Origin of the sequence: Proteus columbae, from assembly GCF_002777965.1 — a bacterium.
GTDB classification, from domain to species: Bacteria; Pseudomonadota; Gammaproteobacteria; order Enterobacterales; family Enterobacteriaceae; genus Proteus; species Proteus columbae.
This window is the reverse complement of the sequence record NZ_NGVR01000025.1, coordinates 77,024-95,957: the sequence shown is the minus strand read 5'-3', so window position 1 is coordinate 95,957 and position 18,934 is coordinate 77,024. Positions and strand designations below refer to the sequence as shown.

The window sequence follows — 18,934 nt, the reverse complement described above, 5'->3', positions numbered from 1 at the left end:
ATATAATCACTAAATATGAATAAAAAATCAAATGTGGTTTTGTATAAAAAGGCGTTATTTCGCTATTTAGATGCTATCCATTTAATATTTAAGGAAATTATTTAATAGCTCATGTCCTTGTTCACTTAAAATACTTTCTGGGTGAAACTGAACCCCTTCAATTGGCAGAGTACGATGGCGAATTCCCATAATTTCATCAACATTTCCATCATGTTGGCTCCATGCCGTCACTTCAAAAGGTACGGGTAATGTCGTCGCATCAATCACTAAAGAGTGGTAACGCGTCACATTTAAAGGCCGATTAAGCCCCTTAAAAACACCTTGTTGATTATGATGTATTAATGAATTTTTACCATGCATCACTTCTCGTGCTCTGATAACTGATGCACCAAAAGCTTGTCCTATCGCTTGATGTCCAAGACAAACGCCAAGAATAGGAATTTCACCGGCAAACCGCTGTATAGCCTCAAGAGAGATCCCGGCTTCATCAGGAGTGCAAGGTCCTGGCGAGATAACAAGATGTGCTGGCATCATCTTTTCTATCTCTTTAAGTCCGATCTCATCGTTACGCTTAACAACAACCTCAGCACCCAATTCACAGAAATACTGATAGAGGTTGTAGGTAAACGAGTCGTAATTATCAATAAGTAACAGCATATTAGCCTATCCGACTGATTTTCTTATCATTATCTATTTTATTACTATTTTAAAGCGAGTGTAGATTTGCCAAAATAGCTCGTTGTTTAACCGACTTGGGTACAACAAAGCCGATTATCATAGCACAGGTGTAAAATATGAATAGTAAGCAAGAAAACCTGCTGATTTATTGCGCAATAACAAGAATGACGGTAATTGATGATGAATAGAGTGATTAATAGCGTAGTGAATACTTATTGCAGGAGATCACACGAAAAAAGGAAGGATAAAAAATATTTTTTCGTACCAAAAATCCCGGAATGAAAACATTCATTCCGGTTTATATGCATTTTATCTTATTAGAATAAGTAAATATCCTATCCTAATAATGCGTTTATTGTTTTACCACTTCCGCAGATAAAATAGTGACCGTTTTTACTGGCACATTTTGGTAAGGTCCAATATTACGAGTTGGAGTTTGTGAAATTTTATCAACGACATCCATTCCTTTCACAACTTTACCAAATACGGCATAGCCAAAATCACGTTGACCGTGATCTAAAAATGCATTGTCAGCCACATTAATAAAGAATTGGCTGGTTGCGCTGTCTTTATCTGACGTGCGCGCCATGGCAATAGAACCTTTTACATTGCGTAATCCATTGTCGGCTTCATTTTTAATTGGCGCTCTAGTTTGTTTTTGCTGTAAATCAGCAGTAAAACCACCGCCTTGAACCATAAAGCCAGGAATAACACGATGAAAAGTGGTGCCGTTATAGTACCCATCTTCGACATACTGAATAAAATTTTTCGTTGTAATAGGGGCTTTTTTATTATCCAGTGATATTTCAATATTGCCTTCAGAGGTGACTAATTTAACGAAGGTTTCTCCCGTTGCCATTGCAAAAGTCGCTGTTGTTAAAGTGCAAGCGGTAACGAAGGTGACAAGAAAACGTTTTAACATGCAGGGATCCTTTACTTTAATAGTCTACAACTTACTTAATATGCAGCGATTCTAATTCGCTGAGGTAAATAGTGCCAATCATTTACCTTTATTTACGCTCAATAAGTCTAATTACGTTATAACAGGGTAAATTTTAATTTTTAAGCACTGTTATAAGTCATTAAATTGCGCCAGAATAGAGCAAATAAATATTTTAGATATTCATTTTCATGCAAAATTGAAATGAGTATGCATGAAAAGCCGCATTATTTCAGAGAGGTTTATACCATAATGGCCCAATTTAATTACCAAAAAGCACATTTCATCATCAGTGCGCCTGATATCCGTCATTTACCACCAGATACAGGAATTGAAATTGCCTTTGCGGGTCGCTCTAATGCAGGTAAATCCAGTGCTTTAAATGCGTTAACCCAACAAAATGGATTAGCCAGAACCAGTAAAACCCCAGGTCGTACGCAATTAATCAACCTTTTTCAAATTGAAGAAGGATTACGCTTAGTCGATTTACCAGGCTACGGCTATGCCCAAGTTCCCGAAGAGATGAAGCGTAAATGGCAACGCTCTTTAGGTGAATACCTACAAAAAAGAGAGTGCTTAAAAGGTGTGGTTATTTTAATGGATATTCGTCATCCATTAAAAGATCTCGATATGCAAATGATTGACTGGGCTGTGGGCTCTGAGCTTCCAACTCTCGTTTTACTAACTAAAGCAGATAAACTCGCATCAGGTGCGCGTAAAAAGCAGTTAATGAGCGTACGTGAAGAGCTGGCAAATAAAGTAGGCGATATCCGCGTAGAATACTTTTCATCATTGAAAAAAATTGGCATTGATAAGCTACGTAACACACTTAATGAATGGTTTTCAGGTTCAGAAGAACAACCTACAAATGATAACAACGCTTAATTATCTTCTTGTTTCTCAACGATAGCGTTCTGATCTTCTATTGATAAAGGGGAAATCACTTTTCCCTTTCACTTCTCGCACAAACCACTTCAGTGAATTTTAGATAAAAAAATGCCCCAGTCGAAATAAAGTCGACTGGGGCAGCTAATATTCAGCTAAATCCGATTACGTGAAGTAAAAGGTCTGAAAGATAGAACATCTTACCTCTGTACCCTACAAGAGATAATGTACTCTATTTTATTGGTTAATAAAAGCCCTTTTGTAATTTTTTTTCATAGGTTGGCACGATTCAGCTGTGTATTTATGTATTCAAAACATAAATAAATGTAGTTTAATTACATAATTATGAGACTTTAATCACTTACGTGAATATGATTAAAAATAGAACAAATCACACAAAAGGTGCGGTTTATCCTTAATGATTTTGTGATACGCTTATTGCGAGACCGTAGTAAATATGTAATTAGCGATAAAATGAGGTATCCATGGCTGTATTAACGCTCCTGCGTTTTCCAGATGAGCGTCTGCGCAGAGTCGCAGTATCAGTGGAAAAAGTAGATGACGAAATACGCACATTAATCGATGACATGATTGAAACCATGTATGCAGAACGAGGTATTGGCTTAGCAGCACCTCAGGTTAATGTATCTAAACGCATTGTTGTAATTGATGTTTCTGAAAACCGAGATCAACCGATTGCACTTATCAATCCTGAAATTATAAGCACTGAAGATGAAGTGATGGATATGATGGATGGGTGTTTATCTATTCCAGATTCTTTTGCCCCAACAGAGCGTTACCGCTTCTTAAAGGTTAAGGCACTGGATAGAAATGGTGATGAAATTGAACTTGAAGCCTCTGATTTGTTTGCAGGCTGCATTCAGCATGAGTTAGACCACCTTGATGGCAAACTCTTTATTGACCATTTATCTCCGTTAAAACGCCAACGTATTGAGAAGAAACAGAAGAAATTGAGCAAACTAATAGACTCACAAGTTGCTTAATTATTCACTTATCTTTTTTTCACATTTTGATAAGTTTTGACATAAAAAAGCTCGGTAATTAACCGAGCTTTTCTTTTTTCTGCCCTAATGCAGATAAAATCCCACTGTTTTTCTCTCCATTCCTTATACAATAGATTTAAAACTCATCAGCACATCAATTGAGGCAAAAATGGAAAATAGTCGATTTAAGGATTTATATGAACAACTCAAAGCAGCCGGTGCAACAAACCCAAAATCATGGGTAAATAGTGAATTACAAGAAGACATTCCGCAGCTCACACGATTCCTTGTGCTAAAAGGACTCACCGATATCTATCGTGATGTTGAGGAAAATATTAGTGAAATGGATATTTACTCTGATGAAGCAACCGAAATATATCAAAAACTTGCTTCCCAATTTGATAATCAAGAACTTAAAGGGTTGTTGCATTTCTATGGTAAATCAATGATTGGCAGGATGATTGATATGCTTGATCAAAACTATCTTTATGGCGTAAATGACAAGGTAGGTTGGTCTTTGATGGAACTCGATGAAAAAGGCGCAACAACGGATAGATTAATCCAAGGTTTGCATGAAGACTTTCTTGAATTTGAAGAGTCAGAGCTTGCGCCAAATACCAAAGCATAAACAAAAAGAGCGCAATCCTGCGCCCTTTTCTAGTTAAGAATGGTATTTAAAAACTAGTGTGCTTCATCCCAGTTATTACCAACACCCACTTCAACTTTCAACGGGATCGCTAATTCCATACTGCTTTCCATCAATTTATGGATCATGATATTTGCGTTCTCTAGGTAAGACTCCCGTACTTCAAACACTAATTCATCGTGTACTTGCATAATCATATGCACATCAGTAGGACATTCATTGCAAATCCAATTATCCACAGCAATCATTGCTTTTTTGATAATATCCGCAGCTGTACCCTGCATTGGAGCATTAATCGCCTCACGCTCTGAAGCTTTACGACGAATTGCATTCTTTGAATTAATTTCTGGCAAATAGAGGCGGCGACCGTCTAACGTTTCAACGTAGCCTTGTTCAGAAGCTTGTTTACGAGTGCGCTCCATATAGTCCAAGACACCCGGATAACGTTCAAAATAGAGATCCATATAACGCTGAGCTTCTCTTCTCTCAACACCAATCTGTTGTGATAAGCCAAATGCGCTCATGCCATAAATAAGACCAAAGTTGATCGCTTTCGCACTACGACGTTGCTCAGAGGTTACTTCTTCTAAAGGTATACCAAACACTTCAGATGCAGTTGCACGGTGAATATCTTTACCTTGAGCAAAGGCATCTAACAAACCTTTATCTTGTGATAAATGTGCCATGATCCGTAATTCAATTTGTGAATAGTCGGCAGCAACAATTTTAAAACCTTCACGCGCAATAAATGCTTGGCGAATTCGACGCCCTTCTTCATTTCTTACTGGGATATTTTGAAGATTCGGATCACGAGAAGATAAACGCCCCGTTGCCGTCACCGCTTGATGATATGAAGTATGTACACGCTTCGTCTTGCTATTTACCATCAATGGCAGTTTATCAGTATAAGTAGATTTTAGTTTCGCAAGGCCACGATGCTCTAAAATTAAGCGAGGTAATTCATGGCTATGCGCTAATTCTTCCAATACTTCTTCATTGGTAGATGGCGCCCCTTTCGGGGTTTTCTTGATAACTGGCAATTGCAATTTATCAAATAAAATTTCTTGTAACTGTTTAGGTGAAGAGAGATTAAATTCTTGTCCAGCTAACGCAAACGTCTCTTTTTCAATTTCAGCTAAACGTTGTGTAATTTCTTGAGATTGAACAGCTAACACTTGAGCATCAATTAATACCCCTTTGCGCTCCATTCGAGAAAGCACAGGAACTAATGGCATTTCGATATCGCGGTAAACATGCTTAAGAGGCTCAATGGCTTCTATTTGAGGGTATAACGCTTGATGGAGTAATAAAGTGATATCGGCATCTTCAGCAGCATATAACGTCGCTTGCTCAACTTCAATTTGGTTAAAAGTCAGTTGCCCTTTACCTTTACCCGCAATCTCTTCAAATGTTGTGGTTTTATGGTTTAAATGTTTCTCAGCCAAAGTATCCATATCATGCCGATTACTCACGCTATTTAATACGTAAGATTCCAACATCGTATCAAAATGAATACCGTTTAATTCGATACCTTCATTTTCCATAATGCCACGGTCAAACTTCAAATTTTGCCCAATTTTTAAAATATTTTTATCTTCTAAAATGGGTTTTAATGCTGCTAGCACTTCATTAACAGGAAGTTGGTCTGGCGCATCTAAATACTCATGACGCAGTGGAATATAAGCGGCTTTACCCGGCTCAATAGCAAATGACAACCCCACTAAACGAGCATCAATATTATTTAAGCTGTCCGTTTCTGTATCAAATGCAAATGCAGGCGCTTTTTTGAGAAGCTCAACCCATCGGGCTAGGCTTTCATGCGTTAAGACAGCTTCATAATTCTCTTGTGTAATAACAGGAAAATTAGCGGATGCAGGTGCTTCTTTGGGTTTAACGGCTTCTGAGGTATAAGGCACAGCAACTTTGTGTGTACTACGTTGTGCTAACCAGCCACCATTTTGAAGATCACTTATCCAGCGTTTAAATTCATAACGCGTAAACATCTCTAATAATTGATCTAAATTTGGCTCATTAACCACTAAATCATCAAACGTTTTATCGAGTTCAACATCCGTTTTAATCGTTGCCAGCTTATAAGAGAGTTTTGCCACTTTCTCATGCTCTGCCATTTTAGCGCCAAGCGTTTTAGCACCACGGAAACTCAACGTTGCGATATTATCAAGCTGTTGATAGATATCATCTAAACTACCAAGCCCTTGTAAAAGACCTAGTGCCGTTTTTTCACCCACTCCCGGCACACCAGGGATGTTATCTGATGAATCTCCCATTAATGCGAGGAAATCAATAATCAGTTCAGGAGGAACGCCATATTTCTCTTTAACTTCATCAGGGCCTAAAATAACGTTGGTCATGGTGTTAATCAGCGTGATCTTTGGCGTCACTAATTGCGCCATATCTTTATCACCGGTGCTTATTAGGACATCACGTCCATCAGCTGCCGCTTTTAGTGCCAATGTTCCAATAACGTCATCCGCTTCCACACCTGAAATAGATAGCAATGGTAAACCCATTGCTTGCACCATCTCATGTAAAGGCGCTATTTGTTCACGTAGATCATCCGGCATTGGAGGACGATTAGATTTATATTCCTCATACAACTCATCACGGAATGTTTTACCTTTAGCGTCAAACACAACCGCAACATGGCTTGGCTTATACTGTATTATCAGGCTACGCAGCATGTTCAACACACCATACATCGCACCAGTTGGCTCACCTTGGCTATTGGTTAGCGGTGGAAAGGCATGATAGGCACGGTAAAGGTATGAAGAGCCATCTACAAGGATAAAGGGGTTTTCTGCTATCTGGACCATAATCTGTTCATCATTGTTCTGAGGTTCGTTGATATGACTAGAATGCCACATCACAGCCCAATAGACGAATTTTACCTGTTCTTAAATGCAGAAATTCAGCTTAAATACTCAATTATTTATTATTAACCGAACTTAACAGAAAGAATAAGTATGAATGATAACTTAATATTAATTAAAGTACTTTTTTATCAAAAGCCATATCCATAAATCTGATTTCAATTAAAAACAAAGACTAAAAAGTAAACTTACTGCGTAATTTAGAAAGTATTTAAGGTAGCGCTATTTACTCATTATAAATATTAACGTTCATATTAGTGTCATCTTTTTTTATTAAGGATTTATTTTTTAGACAACATCGAAATAACCTGTGGATAACTCTGTGAGTACTTTTGTAACCCTCTCTATATTAATAAGTTAGCTTTCTTTTGAATTTATTAACACAATTAAAAAATCAATCACTTAGCGAATTCATTAAGATATTATAAATTAACCTCAATATTTTTTATTAATGTGGATAGTTATATTATGACAAAAATATGAAAGTAAAAAAAATAGCACCCCTATTTCTGGAGTGCTATTTTTCATATAAGGATCTATATACTTTTACTTAATCAATATAGGAAAAATTAAGCCTATATTATTTTTTTAGTAATAATTGATTCACAATATCAGAATATGTTTTTGCATACTCTTCTGGTGATTTTGCGCTGATACCATCATTTTTCATTTTATATTTACCACCAATGATCATGGCTGGAACACCGTTGATTTGGAAATCAGCGACAGCATTTTGTTGTTGGCTAACTAAAGAATTCACCACAAAGCTATTCATTGCAGCATCATAATCTTCGCCCTTTACGCCAGCCTTAATAAAGGCATTACGGATATCGTCAACAGAACGAATAGATTGAGTTTCTTGAATGCCTTTAAATAAAACTGGAGAAACTTGATCTTCAACACCTAATGCCATTGCTACGGCCCAAGAGCGTGTTAAGTCTTTACCTAAAGGCCCTAAGAAATCAACGTGGTAGCGGACAACATTAATATTTTCAGGTACATTCTTTTCAACAGTACTGTTAACTTTATATACTTCAGAAAATTGATAACAATGTGGGCAATAAAAAGAGAAAAACTCAACAACATCAGGCGCTGATGTAACAGGTTTAGAAAGGTTGGTATACTGTTTTCCTTCAGAAATATCAGCAGCAGAAACACTGAATGCTAACACCATACTTGCTAACGCCAGCCAAATCTTTTTCATTTCTCATCGTCTCCTAAGAATTAATACATTGGGCTAAGTTGTAAAGGAGGCTCATTTAACTGCTCCACTTGTCCCTTGAATAAGGCTAATTGTTTAAACCAAAAATCTTGCTCTTGAAACCAAATAAAAGCGCGAGGGAAAGCAGGGTCATTCCAGCGTTTTAATACCCATGCGAGATAATGCACCATTCTCATCGCTCTTAGTGGTTCAATTAATGACAATTCACGTAAATCAAAATCTTGGTATTCATAATAAGACTCAAGGATCGTATCTAACTGTATAACCTGCTCTTGCCGTGAGCCATTTAATAACATCCAAAAGTCTTGTACCGCAGGTCCCATTCGGGAATCATCGAAATCAACCATTACAACTTCATCACGCCACAATATATTACCGGGATGGCAATCACCATGTAGCCGTAACATTTGCCACGCAGAGTCCTCTATTCTAGGACGCACATCATGAATAAGTTTATCTATAACCTCTATAAATTGATGTTTGAGGTTATTAGGAATTAATGCACTACTTTCAAATTCTAATTTTGGCGCTATCAGATATTCTGCAATAGAAACTGTCGGTCGGTACTCATAACTCTTTTTTCTGCCTATTTGATGAATGCGCCCTAATGTGCGTCCTACTTCTTCTAGCTGAAATAAATTATCAGTTTCATATGCTCTTCCCCCTATGCTGGGGAATATTGCAAAATAAAAGCCATTATCAGAAAGATGAACTGTCTCACCATTAATCATTAAAGGGGCAGCAACGGATACCTCAGCCTCCTTTAATGCTAAAACAAATTCATGTTCTTCTTTTATTTGTTCATACGACCAACGTTGAGGACGATAAAACTTCACCACATAACGTTGTCGATGTTCATCCATAAATTGAAAAACACGATTTTCGTAGCTATTTAATTCCGTTAACCCTGACTCAGGATAAAAACCGATTTTAACTAACGCGTCCCAAATGTTATCAGGTGAAAGTCCCTGAAAATTAAATGAGGCAGACATTTCCATTTTCTATCCTGAATTTAATCTTTAATCACGCCACGAGCACGTAAAATGGCGGTTTTAAAATCTTCTTCGTAATCTTTTTTCAGTCCTGGTATCACATCTGTCGGTGCTGAACCGCGCATTTTCAGATGGTAAATCAAAATATCATCAGTCAGATCAGATAATTGACCTTTAAAACCCGCTTCATCAGCCAGTTTCTGCAATAATTGAATTAAGTTTAAATCAGAATTTTCTTCCCAAACTGGGTGCAATAATTCCATAACTTCATTAAGACGGTGACATTTCATACAAAAAATCCTTATTATTAATTACAACAACAAAGTACCAATTATTATCCGATAGAAAAAGGAAACCTCTGTCAATATGCGTAAAGATTACGCTTTTTTGATAAAAATTGCTGTCGCTTTACATGAAATCTCATTAAGTCGATATTTTTTATTAGTATATCGTCTTTCCTTGATAAAAATCGTTCGGAAAATTTAGCCAATTTATTCACAAATATTGAATATGAAAATGAAGAATATTACAGGTGGTATACTTGCAGGTGGTCAAGCAACACGAATGGGAGGGGCTGATAAAGGGCTTCAAATGCTACATGGGCAGCCTTTATACCGCCATATTGCCCAAAAATTAGCACCACAAGTTGATAGCATACTGATTAGTGCTAACCGAAATTTAGATCAGTATCGCCAAAGCCAATATCCTGTTATTACAGATGAAATAGAAGGATTTTCAGGGCCTTTAGCTGGCATGCTCACGTTATTAAAGCAAGCTTCAACACCTTGGGTTGCCTTTGTACCTTGCGATGTTCCCTATTTTCCTCTTAATTTAGTTGAAAAACTCTATGAGCAAAGAGGCAATGCATTAGCCGTTTATGTTGATGATGGTGAAAGAGAGCATCCTACCTTAGCACTGCTAAATCGTCGTATTATTCCGATGCTAGAAACTTATTTAGCACAAGGTGATCGAAAGTTAATGTTGTTTATGAAACAGATAAATGCACACCCTGTTTTATTTGCGGATCAAGCAAGTGCTTTTATTAATTTAAATACCCCTGACGATATTGAAAAAGCCAACAAATTAAAAAAATAGGAATGAAAAATATGGCACAAGTAGATTTACCCCTTTTAGGGATCACGGCGTGGAGTGGAACCGGTAAAACGACATTACTAAAACAGCTTATTCCACAATTACGCAAAAGAGAAATTCGTGTAGGTATGATCAAACACACTCATCATGATATGGATGTGGATAAGCCCGGAAAAGACAGCTATGAGCTTAGAAAAGCAGGAGCAGACCAGACATTAGTCGCAAGCCAACAACGTTGGGCATTAATGACAGAGACGCCAGAACTACCAGAATTAGATTTGTATTACCTCGCGTCTCGTTTTGATACGAGTAAGCTAGATTTAATCTTAGTTGAAGGATTTAAAGGCGAAACCATTCCTAAAATTGCACTTTATCGCCATATCAACGAGCGTGATTTTAATGATTTACTTGATGAGCACGTTATTGCCGTCGCCAGTGATTGCGATTTAAATGTGGATTTTCCACTACTAGATATCAACGCACCCGAGACTATTGCAGAATTTATTGCAGATTGGCTGAAGCAGATGAAATAAAAATCGCAAATACTAAAGCGCCTTATAAAGGCGCTTTAGTTTCAATTAAATAGAGAAAATTAAGCAAAAATAATTGCTTGATAAGGCTGAAGAATAAGGTCGCCTTGTGCGTTTTCTACTATTGGGCTGTTATGCAAATAAATATTTTTAGCCTTAATGGTAAGTGCTTTTTCTTCACCACTAAAATTACAGTAAATATTGACTGAGTTACCTTCATAAGTACGCTTAAAAGCAATCACATTTTCTGGTGAATTTAATGGCAAAAACTCACCATAAATCAAAATATCACTGATCTCTGAATGTCGTCTTAATGCAATTAATTGTTGGTAATAAGCGAAAAGAGAGTGCTTATCTTCAGTCTCTTGCTCTGCATTAATCTGCATATAATTAGGATTAACTTTTAACCATGGTTTGCCTGTACTAAAACCACCATTTATTTCACTATTCCATTGGAAAGGTGTTCTTGAATTATCACGGCTACGGTCATTAAAGTATTCAATTATTTGCTTGTCGCTATAACCTAATTTATTACCCCATTCATGCAATTTAAAAACATGTAAATCATCATGTTCCTCTAATGTCATAGGGCAATTTGTCATACCAATTTCTTGCCCTTGATAAATAAAAGGCGTTCCTCGTTGAGTTAATAAAAATGTCGCTAACATTTTGGCACTAATAGGATTAAGGCCTCCTTTAGGGAGAAATTTATTTAATGAACGAGGTTGATCATGATTTTCTAAATAAGGTGCTCCCCAACCTACTCGTTGAGTATCTAATTGGCTTTTAATAAATACAGGTTTTAATCTTTCACCCGTGATTGGATTAATGGTGAATGGCTTTTCATTGCGAATATCTAAATCAGCGATACTAAAATCAAATACCATGGAGAAATAACCATTCTCACCAACATAAGCGCGCAAATCTTTTTCAGGCACATCAATTTCTGCAACTGTCATACTATTTGCAGGCTTAAAAGTATTCTCAACTAATTCAGTTAAAAACTTATCAATGCCAGGTTGATTTAAAACCCAAGGCACTAAAGATGCAGAACCATCATCTTTATCAGGTTCAAATTGATATTCAGATAAGGCTTCAGGAGATTTTTTTAAATTCCCAATCGCATCTATACGAAATCCTGCAACCCCTTTTTTGATCCAGACATTTATCATGTCGATAATATCTTTACGTAATTGTGGGTTTTCCCAATTTAAGTCTGGTTGTTCAGGGCCAAATGAATTGAAATACCAACGATTAGTTTTCCCAACACGGCTCCAAACAGAACAATCAAAATAAGTGCGTAAATTATTAGGAGGAGTCGGCTTATCCCATTGCTTAAAAATATAATAATCGCTATATGGGCTATTAGGATCTTCAATTGCCGCTTTAAACCATGGATGCTCATCAGAAGAGTGATTTAATACTAAATCTAATAGAATTTTAATATCACGTTTTTTAGCTTCGCTAATAAGTTTATCTAACGCGTTATTATCACCAAAGATAGGATCGACAACAGAATAATCAGCAATATCATAGCCATTGTCTTTCATTGGTGATTTAAAAATAGGACATAACCAAATAACGTTTGTACCGAGTGATTGAATATAATCTAATTTTTCCGTGATCCCAGCTAAATCCCCAACACCATCCCCGTTACTATCATAATAACTCTTGGGATAAATTTGATAGACCACCGCTTCTTTCCACCAAGTATTAGACATATTCACCTCACCAAGGTAATTAGTATATATGGAACTGTTCCACAATTAATATAAGATACTATAAGCACTAAAAGAGAGGGTAAGGTAATTAACATACTAAAATGTGAAACAGCTCATACTAAAAAAACACAATTACCTCAATAAAGATGAGTTTGTCATAATCAGATTAAGATATATTAAGTAATCAACTAATCGAAAGGAGCAACAGCATATTCAATGGCCGGGATCCGTGATGTCGCAAAAAAAGCCAACGTCGCAGCAAGTACTGTTTCCAGAGCATTAAATAACAGTGGTTATGTTTCTCAAGCGGCACGAGAAAAAATAAAAAAAGCGGTAGAGGAATTAGACTACATTCCAGATACATGGCTGAGAAATTTATATCAACAAAAGAGTGCTGTTGTTGGTGTCATTATTAATAGCCTTGAATACCCTTATTTTGCGACTGTGACACGTTTTATCGAAAATAAACTCGCTGAAAATGGCTATAGCATGATGTTATGTGCAACACAAAATAGCAAAGTACGTGAGCGTATATTCTTTGATATGCTTAAACGCGGTCAGATCGACGGTATTATTGCAGAATATCTGTTATTGGATGATAGTGAATATCAGCATATTCAAAGACCGGTGGTAACGCTAGATCGTCATCTTAGCGATATTCCATTAGTTTGTTCCGATCACCATACTGGTGGTAGATTAGCAGCAGAACACCTTATTCAAAAAGGTTGCCAAAAAATCCTCTATATTGAAGATAATTCCAGTTATTTATCATCAACCCCTTCATATCAAAGCTGTTTAGCTTTTAAAGAAACACTCATTCAGGCAGGTATTAAACCTATTTCTTGTAAAGTAAATTGGAAAGAAGAAGAGAAAGATTATTTTCACTCTTTTGCAACAAAAATACTTTCTTTGCATTCAGAGATCGATGCTATTTTTGCTGCTGATATTCCCGCCATGGCATTATTTAATGAAGCAACAAGGCGAAATATTGCCATTCCAGAACAATTAAAAATAGTTGCTTACGACGGCAGCCCTTGGTTAAACCAAACACTGCGCCAATTAACCTGTATTGAACAACCCTTTGAAAAACTGGCTGAAAAAAGCGTAGAAGTGATTAGTGCATTAATTGAGAATAAAGAAATAACAGATAACATTTCTGTTATTCCAGTGAAGTTTATTCAAGGTGAAAGTAGTTAATTATTGAGTCAATTCTTATAACAGTTTTGTGTTGAGATATCGCCATAACATGTCGATACTATAAAAAAACGCCAAAGAAAGTTACCCTTCTTTGGCGTTTTATCGCATTACATTTTACTTCAAAATTGAGTAAAGCTTGTCGCCTTATTTTGCAGGACGAACAGCGATAACTTCAATTTCTACACGCCATGCTGGATTTGCCAGTTTAGCGATTTGGAAAGTTGAGCGAGCTGGTAGTTGGTCAGTTTTAGAAGCATCAAAGTACTTAGAATAACCGTCCATAAAGCCTTTAAAATCCATCTCACCTTTAGTTTCTTCACCGCCGACTAAGAAGACTTGCATTTTAACAACGTCTTTCATGTCTAAGCCAAGTTCATTTAAGTGAGTTTTGATTTGCTCTAATACACTGATAGTTTGTTCTTCAGTGTTACCATAAGACGCTAATACGCCTTCTGGAGCATCTGCTGATTTCTTAGCTGGTACTTTACCGCTTAAGAATACGAGGTTATTAGCTGCGCTCACTTCAACAGATTCAGAAATAGGCATACCGTTTAATTTATGGTGCACAACACCCTCCGCATTCGCACTTGCTACGCCAAAAATAAAAGGTAGGGCAACAAGTAAACTTTTATAGCGCATGAAAACTCCTTAACATGTTTAATTTACAGTAAAACAAGGGGTTATTTACTTCTTAAAGCGATCCATACTAAATGGTGTTGGATCAATAACTGGTTTTTTACCCGTAACGATATCAGCAGTCACTTCACCTGCTGCTGGGCCTTCAGTCATACCCCATACAGTAGCTGTATTAATAACTAGACCTGGGTATTCTTTGACTTCAGAAATAATAGGTAATTCATCAAATGTTGGGCTAACTACTGCGCCCCAACGTTCAACAACTTGTGATTTTTCAAATACTGGGAATTCAGCTTTCATTCTTTGGAATACAGCATCCAAGTGCTCAGTATTCTGCGTTGCTGTTGCAACACGATATTGTTCAAACGGTGTTTTTTCATCTAATTTCCAAGATGTTGCCATCTTAAATGAGTTGAATAAGTCTTCACCGATAGAGAATTCTAATGGCAGCTCACCACCACCTAATAGGTGCATGAACTTAGGCCCTAACAAGAAGCTATCTTTCACGATAGAGCTTGTGAAAATACGTGGTGCGACAGCATAAGTACCATCGGCTTGTTCACGGAAGTGAATACCATTTGGTAAATGCACGTTGCCACGAGGTGCGCCCGGAACACCTGATACACGTTGCTGTGATAAGTAAACATTCAGCGTTGGAATATCAATGCCCATGTTACCCATAAATAAACGTGACCAAATACCACCAGCAAGAACAACATGAGATGTTCTAATTGCACCTTTTTCTGTTACAACATCAGAAATTTTACCACCCGCAGTTTCAATGCCTCTTACCGCGCAGTTGGTATAGATTTTTACGCCAATTTGTTTAGCGTAGCGTGCTAATGCCGGTGTGCCTGTTTCTGGATCAACAGAGCCTGAGTCTTCTTCAAAAGCGGCCACAGTCCATGGTGTTTGAGCACCAACAAGACGGTTTGATAACTCTTCACCTTTAATAATGCGTGTATTTAATGGTGTATCAAATCCAGCAGTTTCCTTTGCTGTTTTGATCCACGCTTGAGCTTTATCAAATGCTTTTTCATCAGCAAGGGCTTCTACACGACCTTGTGTACGATAACTGGTATCTGCACCAATTTTCTCGTTCATTCCACGCCATAAGATTTTCCCGTAATGGTGTAATGGGAAAATCTCTGGTGATGTTTGATAACTAATAATTTGGCTGTATGCTCGGCCTGATTGTTCACCGCCAATCTCGCCTTTTTCTAAAATAGTGACACTCATGCCACGTTCTGCAAGGTTGATAGCAGTCATGATACCTTGGATACCACCACCAATAATCACTGCATCAGACTCTTTAGGCAGCGCACCCTCTGTACCTTCGACAAATGATGCTCTAGATTTAGCTTCAACGAATTTGCCATCACGGCGAACCATTGGAACTAACGCAGCACCACCGGCTAAAACACCCGCAGCACCAACACCTAAAAGCAGCTTTCTCCTTGAAATTTTCATCTTCTACCTCAGTAATGGATTTACCATTTATATTTATAATGTTATTCATTTATTTCTTTAAAACTGAATAATACCATAGTTCATTATATTGTTAATAATTATAATTATTTGTTAACCATTTCTTAGAATAACAATATCCACAGATACAATATGGTTACTTTAACCGTTTTTTTTCATAGAAACTCATCACTTAATGAGTTAACAATAAAAACATGTTGTTTATTATCAATTGATAAATAAGAGAATAATAAGAACGGAAGAAATTTTTAACAGAAAAAGTAATTGTTTAAATAATTAACATTTTGATACAAATAACAAGGAGGGACTGTAAAATATTGTTTACAAAACAAGCAAAACCTATAGCACAATTGCATAAAATAAAAAGATGATCCTGACTATGTCATAGCCTTATTTTACAAAATAAGTAACTTCACCTAATAACTGGTTTATGGGTCAGTAAGTAGACAAATATACTTTTTGGAAAATACGTAAAAAGATGTTTGAGTTCGAAATAAAACTAGGGTGAGTACAAATTTTCAATAAAAAAAGCCAGAGGATTAACTCTAGCTTTTCGCGTAATAATAAAAATAAGCGATATAAATAAAAATGGCTTATCTCATCGTAACAAATTCTTCTGCTGCAGTTGGGTGGATTGCCACAGTATCATCAAAGTCTTTTTTCGTTGCACCCATTTTCAGAGCCACAGCAAAACCTTGTAGCATTTCATCCATACCAAACCCAATACCATGAATACCAACAATCTTTTCGTCCGCACCAACACAAACCAACTTCATACGACATGGCTGACGGTGACGAGTCACAGCACTATACATTGCTGTGAAAGACGATTTGTACACTTTAACTTGGTCCGCTCCGTATTGCTCAACTGCTTGAGGCTCTGTTAAACCAACAGTACCAATAGCAGGATGGCTAAATACCACCGTTGGAATATTTGAATAGTCTAAGTGTTCGTTAGGTTTGTTGTTAAATAAACGCTCAGACAAGCGACGCCCTGCGGCAACAGCGACAGGTGTTAATTCAACTGCCCCTGTATTATCGCCAACAGCATAAATTCCTTTCACATTGGTATTTTGGAATTTATCGACTTTGATATAGCCTTTTTCATTTAACTCGACACCCGTTACCGCCAGATTCAGGTTATCTGTTGCTGGCTCACGACCAATTGCCCAAATTAATGTATCAACTGTTTGTTCTGTGCCGTTTTCAAGTTGTAGCGTTAAACTTCCATCTGCATTTTTAATCACGGCTTTAGGAATAGCCTGTGTATGCAATTTAGGCCCTTCGGTTTCCATCACTTCTAACAGTGTTTCAACGATTAATGGGTCAAAATTACGCAGTGGTGCATGTTTACGTACAAATAGATGTGTTTCACTACCTAAAGCATTTAACACACCTGCAAGTTCAACAGCGATATAACCAGCACCAACAACAGCAACGCGTTTTGGTAAGGCTTTTAATTCAAAAAAGCCATCAGAATTAATACCATACTCAGCACCTGGAATATTAGGTTGAACAGGACGACCACCTGTTGCAATCAGAATATTGTCAGCCGTGATCTTTTCACCATTAACTTCAATAGTATTGGCATCAACAAAACGAGCAAACCCTTGGATAACATCAACTTTGTTATTACCTAAGACACGGTCATAAGATTGATGAATACGGTCAATATAAGCAGAACGGCTACTAATTAGCGTATCCCAATCAAAACGGTTAACAGTGGTATCAAAACCATAATCAGGGCCGTATTGATGAATAGCTTCAGCAATTTGCGCTGCATGCCACATCACTTTTTTAGGTACACAACCCACGTTAACACAAGTGCCACCTAATGCTTTCGCTTCAATTAATGCACATTTTTGGCCATACATTGCCGCTCTATTAATTGATGCGATACCGCCACTACCGCCACCGATGGCGATATAATCGTAATGTTTGCTCGTCATTTCTCTGATCCATTTATCTGTAGAAAAATAGGTAACTCACAGGCTAAGTCTTTCATATCATGATGTCTATTATGACAAAATTTAAAACATAGCACGTCAGATTTTAGCTTTTACAGTAATAGGCAAAAACAATAATAAAGATGCTTATTCTGGTACAACCCACTCAACTAATGTATGTCCAATACCCTCAGGAACTAAGGTTTTATGTAACCAAGGGAGTATTGATTTCATTTGTGATTCTAATTTCCAAGGTGGATTAATCACAATCATGCCTGATGCAGTCATCCCTAGTTGATCACTATCGGGTTTTACTGCTAATTCGATTTGTAAAATCTTACGGATCCCGGTTGCTTCAAGCTCTTTTAACATGCGTTTGATTTGCTGACGGTGAACAACTGGATACCAAATCGCATAAGTTCCTGTCGCAAAGCGTTTATGGCCTTCAACAACACCGTTAACAACGGCAGAATAGTCTTGTTTAAGTTCATAGGGTGGATCAATTAATGCGAATCCACGACGACTTGGCGGAGGTAACTTAGATTTTAATTGGCCAAAACCATCTTCACGAGAAACTCTTACTCGCTCATCACGAGAGAATTCGGTACGTAATAAAGGAAAATCCGTTGGATGTAATTCAGTTAACACTAAAGAATCTTGTTCTCTTAGTAATTTGCCCGCCAATAGAGGTGATCCCGGATAATAACGCAGTTCACCACTTGCATTTAATTCTCCAACCGCTTCAAGGTAAGGCAAAATAAGCTCAGGCACTTCTTCTTGCTGCCATAAGCGCGCGATCCCTTCTAAATATTCGCCAGTGCGAGTCGCATGAGCATTGGTTAATTGATAACGTCCAGCGCCAGCATGAGTATCAAGATAAAGAAAAGGTTTTTCTTTCTCTTTTAAAGACTCAATGATGAGTGTTTGAACAATATGTTTTAAAACATCGGCGTGGTTGCCAGCATGGAAACTATGGCGATAGCTCAGCATTCTTTATCTTCCGTTAGAAATAAGTATAGCTTAGTAATTAATTTACTCAGAAATAGTGATTAAACTCAGTGTATCA

18 protein-coding genes are annotated in these 18,934 nt (G+C 37.2%); 6 read left to right on the top strand and 12 right to left on the bottom strand.

Features of this window, described 5'->3' with window-relative positions; all coding sequences use genetic code 11:
• Nucleotides 1-81 precede the first annotated feature (81 nt).
• A complete protein-coding gene (locus CBE70_RS13270) occupies nucleotides 82-657 on the bottom strand; it encodes an aminodeoxychorismate synthase component II (protein WP_100159719.1) in 576 nt (191 codons plus the stop codon).
• Between the two features lie 373 nt (nucleotides 658-1,030).
• Nucleotides 1,031-1,600, bottom strand: a complete 570-nt coding sequence (ppiA, locus tag CBE70_RS13265; RefSeq protein ID WP_072064793.1) for a peptidylprolyl isomerase A — start codon at nucleotides 1,598-1,600, stop codon at nucleotides 1,031-1,033.
• Between the two features lie 270 nt (nucleotides 1,601-1,870).
• Here ppiA and yihA point away from each other — a divergent pair, with 270 nt between their 5' ends.
• Nucleotides 1,871-2,503: a ribosome biogenesis GTP-binding protein YihA/YsxC gene (gene yihA / locus CBE70_RS13260; protein WP_100159718.1), complete on the top strand. Its 633-nt coding sequence runs from the start codon at nucleotides 1,871-1,873 to the stop codon at nucleotides 2,501-2,503.
• A 151-nt stretch (nucleotides 2,504-2,654) separates the two neighbouring features.
• Here the strand turns inward: yihA and CBE70_RS18770 are convergent, their stop codons facing one another.
• Nucleotides 2,655-2,702, bottom strand: coding sequence for a hypothetical protein (locus tag CBE70_RS18770; protein ID WP_438361642.1), 48 nt, complete (start codon nucleotides 2,700-2,702; stop codon nucleotides 2,655-2,657).
• Nucleotides 2,703-2,988: 286 nt separating this feature from the next.
• Between CBE70_RS18770 and def the strand changes: the two genes are divergently transcribed.
• Together def and CBE70_RS13250 are read left to right on the top strand one after the other, a co-directional pair.
• On the top strand, nucleotides 2,989-3,507 hold the full coding sequence (def, locus tag CBE70_RS13255) for a peptide deformylase (protein ID WP_100159717.1): 519 nt from the start codon (nucleotides 2,989-2,991) through the stop codon (nucleotides 3,505-3,507).
• Nucleotides 3,508-3,676: 169 nt separating this feature from the next.
• Nucleotides 3,677-4,135 carry a hypothetical protein gene (locus CBE70_RS13250; RefSeq protein WP_100159716.1) on the top strand — a complete coding sequence of 153 codons (459 nt, stop codon included), beginning with the start codon at nucleotides 3,677-3,679 and terminating at the stop codon, nucleotides 4,133-4,135.
• Nucleotides 4,136-4,188: 53 nt separating this feature from the next.
• Here CBE70_RS13250 and polA read toward each other — a convergent pair whose 3' ends face one another.
• From polA to CBE70_RS13230, 4 genes are all read right to left on the bottom strand, one after another.
• On the bottom strand, nucleotides 4,189-6,987 hold the full coding sequence (gene polA / locus CBE70_RS13245) for a DNA polymerase I (protein ID WP_100159735.1): 2,799 nt from the start codon (nucleotides 6,985-6,987) through the stop codon (nucleotides 4,189-4,191).
• A 637-nt stretch (nucleotides 6,988-7,624) separates the two neighbouring features.
• A complete protein-coding gene (gene dsbA / locus CBE70_RS13240) occupies nucleotides 7,625-8,248 on the bottom strand; it encodes a thiol:disulfide interchange protein DsbA (RefSeq protein ID WP_100159715.1) in 624 nt (207 codons plus the stop codon).
• Between the two features lie 20 nt (nucleotides 8,249-8,268).
• Nucleotides 8,269-9,264, bottom strand: a complete 996-nt coding sequence (locus CBE70_RS13235; protein WP_100159714.1) for a serine/threonine protein kinase — start codon at nucleotides 9,262-9,264, stop codon at nucleotides 8,269-8,271.
• Between the two features lie 14 nt (nucleotides 9,265-9,278).
• Nucleotides 9,279-9,548 (bottom strand): YihD family protein, encoded by a 270-nt coding sequence (locus tag CBE70_RS13230; RefSeq protein WP_023583277.1) that lies wholly within the window; start codon nucleotides 9,546-9,548, stop codon nucleotides 9,279-9,281.
• Between the two features lie 220 nt (nucleotides 9,549-9,768).
• Between CBE70_RS13230 and mobA the strand changes: the two genes are divergently transcribed.
• Nucleotides 9,769-10,353 carry a molybdenum cofactor guanylyltransferase MobA gene (gene mobA / locus CBE70_RS13225; RefSeq protein ID WP_100159713.1) on the top strand — a complete coding sequence of 195 codons (585 nt, stop codon included), beginning with the start codon at nucleotides 9,769-9,771 and terminating at the stop codon, nucleotides 10,351-10,353.
• A gap of 11 nt (nucleotides 10,354-10,364) precedes the next feature.
• On the top strand, nucleotides 10,365-10,883 hold the full coding sequence (gene mobB, locus CBE70_RS13220) for a molybdopterin-guanine dinucleotide biosynthesis protein MobB (protein ID WP_100159712.1): 519 nt from the start codon (nucleotides 10,365-10,367) through the stop codon (nucleotides 10,881-10,883).
• Nucleotides 10,884-10,942: 59 nt separating this feature from the next.
• On the opposite strand, the gene CBE70_RS13215 is transcribed toward mobB, so the two are convergent.
• A complete protein-coding gene (locus CBE70_RS13215; protein WP_100159711.1) occupies nucleotides 10,943-12,601 on the bottom strand; it encodes an alpha-glucosidase in 1,659 nt (552 codons plus the stop codon).
• Between the two features lie 216 nt (nucleotides 12,602-12,817).
• On the opposite strand from CBE70_RS13215, the gene CBE70_RS13210 reads away from it, so the two are divergent.
• The gene (locus CBE70_RS13210; protein WP_100159710.1) at nucleotides 12,818-13,798 is read left to right on the top strand and encodes a LacI family DNA-binding transcriptional regulator; all 981 of its coding nucleotides are present in this window, start codon (nucleotides 12,818-12,820) and stop codon (nucleotides 13,796-13,798) included.
• A 144-nt stretch (nucleotides 13,799-13,942) separates the two neighbouring features.
• Here CBE70_RS13210 and CBE70_RS13205 read toward each other — a convergent pair whose 3' ends face one another.
• The 4 genes from CBE70_RS13205 to CBE70_RS13190 all read right to left on the bottom strand — a co-directional run bounded on the left by CBE70_RS13205 (nucleotide 13,943) and on the right by CBE70_RS13190 (nucleotide 18,858).
• On the bottom strand, nucleotides 13,943-14,437 hold the full coding sequence (locus tag CBE70_RS13205; protein WP_023583272.1) for a RidA family protein: 495 nt from the start codon (nucleotides 14,435-14,437) through the stop codon (nucleotides 13,943-13,945).
• Between the two features lie 45 nt (nucleotides 14,438-14,482).
• Nucleotides 14,483-15,904, bottom strand: a complete 1,422-nt coding sequence (locus tag CBE70_RS13200) for an NAD(P)/FAD-dependent oxidoreductase (protein WP_100159709.1) — start codon at nucleotides 15,902-15,904, stop codon at nucleotides 14,483-14,485.
• A 611-nt stretch (nucleotides 15,905-16,515) separates the two neighbouring features.
• Nucleotides 16,516-17,871 (bottom strand): glutathione-disulfide reductase, encoded by a 1,356-nt coding sequence (gorA, locus tag CBE70_RS13195; protein WP_100159708.1) that lies wholly within the window; start codon nucleotides 17,869-17,871, stop codon nucleotides 16,516-16,518.
• A 144-nt stretch (nucleotides 17,872-18,015) separates the two neighbouring features.
• The gene (locus CBE70_RS13190; protein WP_100159707.1) at nucleotides 18,016-18,858 is read right to left on the bottom strand and encodes a 23S rRNA (adenine(2030)-N(6))-methyltransferase RlmJ; all 843 of its coding nucleotides are present in this window, start codon (nucleotides 18,856-18,858) and stop codon (nucleotides 18,016-18,018) included.
• Nucleotides 18,859-18,934 lie beyond the last annotated feature (76 nt).

Excerpts from the sequence above, each read along its gene's own strand:
- gorA (WP_100159708.1), bottom strand. The coding sequence starts at position 17,871 with ATGACGAGCAAACATTACGATTATATCGCCATCGGTGGCGGTAGTGGC.
- mobB (WP_100159712.1), top strand. The coding sequence starts at position 10,365 with ATGGCACAAGTAGATTTACCCCTTTTAGGGATCACGGCGTGGAGTGGA.
- CBE70_RS13190 (WP_100159707.1), bottom strand. The coding sequence starts at position 18,858 with ATGCTGAGCTATCGCCATAGTTTCCATGCTGGCAACCACGCCGATGTT.
- mobA (WP_100159713.1), top strand. The coding sequence starts at position 9,769 with ATGAAAATGAAGAATATTACAGGTGGTATACTTGCAGGTGGTCAAGCA.
- CBE70_RS13235 (WP_100159714.1), bottom strand. The coding sequence starts at position 9,264 with ATGGAAATGTCTGCCTCATTTAATTTTCAGGGACTTTCACCTGATAAC.
- CBE70_RS13205 (WP_023583272.1), bottom strand. The coding sequence starts at position 14,437 with ATGCGCTATAAAAGTTTACTTGTTGCCCTACCTTTTATTTTTGGCGTA.
- CBE70_RS13250 (WP_100159716.1), top strand. The coding sequence starts at position 3,677 with ATGGAAAATAGTCGATTTAAGGATTTATATGAACAACTCAAAGCAGCC.
- CBE70_RS13200 (WP_100159709.1), bottom strand. The coding sequence starts at position 15,904 with ATGAAAATTTCAAGGAGAAAGCTGCTTTTAGGTGTTGGTGCTGCGGGT.
- CBE70_RS13270 (WP_100159719.1), bottom strand. The coding sequence starts at position 657 with ATGCTGTTACTTATTGATAATTACGACTCGTTTACCTACAACCTCTAT.
- CBE70_RS13210 (WP_100159710.1), top strand. The coding sequence starts at position 12,818 with ATGGCCGGGATCCGTGATGTCGCAAAAAAAGCCAACGTCGCAGCAAGT.
- CBE70_RS13215 (WP_100159711.1), bottom strand. The coding sequence starts at position 12,601 with ATGTCTAATACTTGGTGGAAAGAAGCGGTGGTCTATCAAATTTATCCC.
- ppiA (WP_072064793.1), bottom strand. The coding sequence starts at position 1,600 with ATGTTAAAACGTTTTCTTGTCACCTTCGTTACCGCTTGCACTTTAACA.
- CBE70_RS13230 (WP_023583277.1), bottom strand. The coding sequence starts at position 9,548 with ATGAAATGTCACCGTCTTAATGAAGTTATGGAATTATTGCACCCAGTT.
- def (WP_100159717.1), top strand. The coding sequence starts at position 2,989 with ATGGCTGTATTAACGCTCCTGCGTTTTCCAGATGAGCGTCTGCGCAGA.
- polA (WP_100159735.1), bottom strand. The coding sequence starts at position 6,987 with ATGGTCCAGATAGCAGAAAACCCCTTTATCCTTGTAGATGGCTCTTCA.
- dsbA (WP_100159715.1), bottom strand. The coding sequence starts at position 8,248 with ATGAAAAAGATTTGGCTGGCGTTAGCAAGTATGGTGTTAGCATTCAGT.
- yihA (WP_100159718.1), top strand. The coding sequence starts at position 1,871 with ATGGCCCAATTTAATTACCAAAAAGCACATTTCATCATCAGTGCGCCT.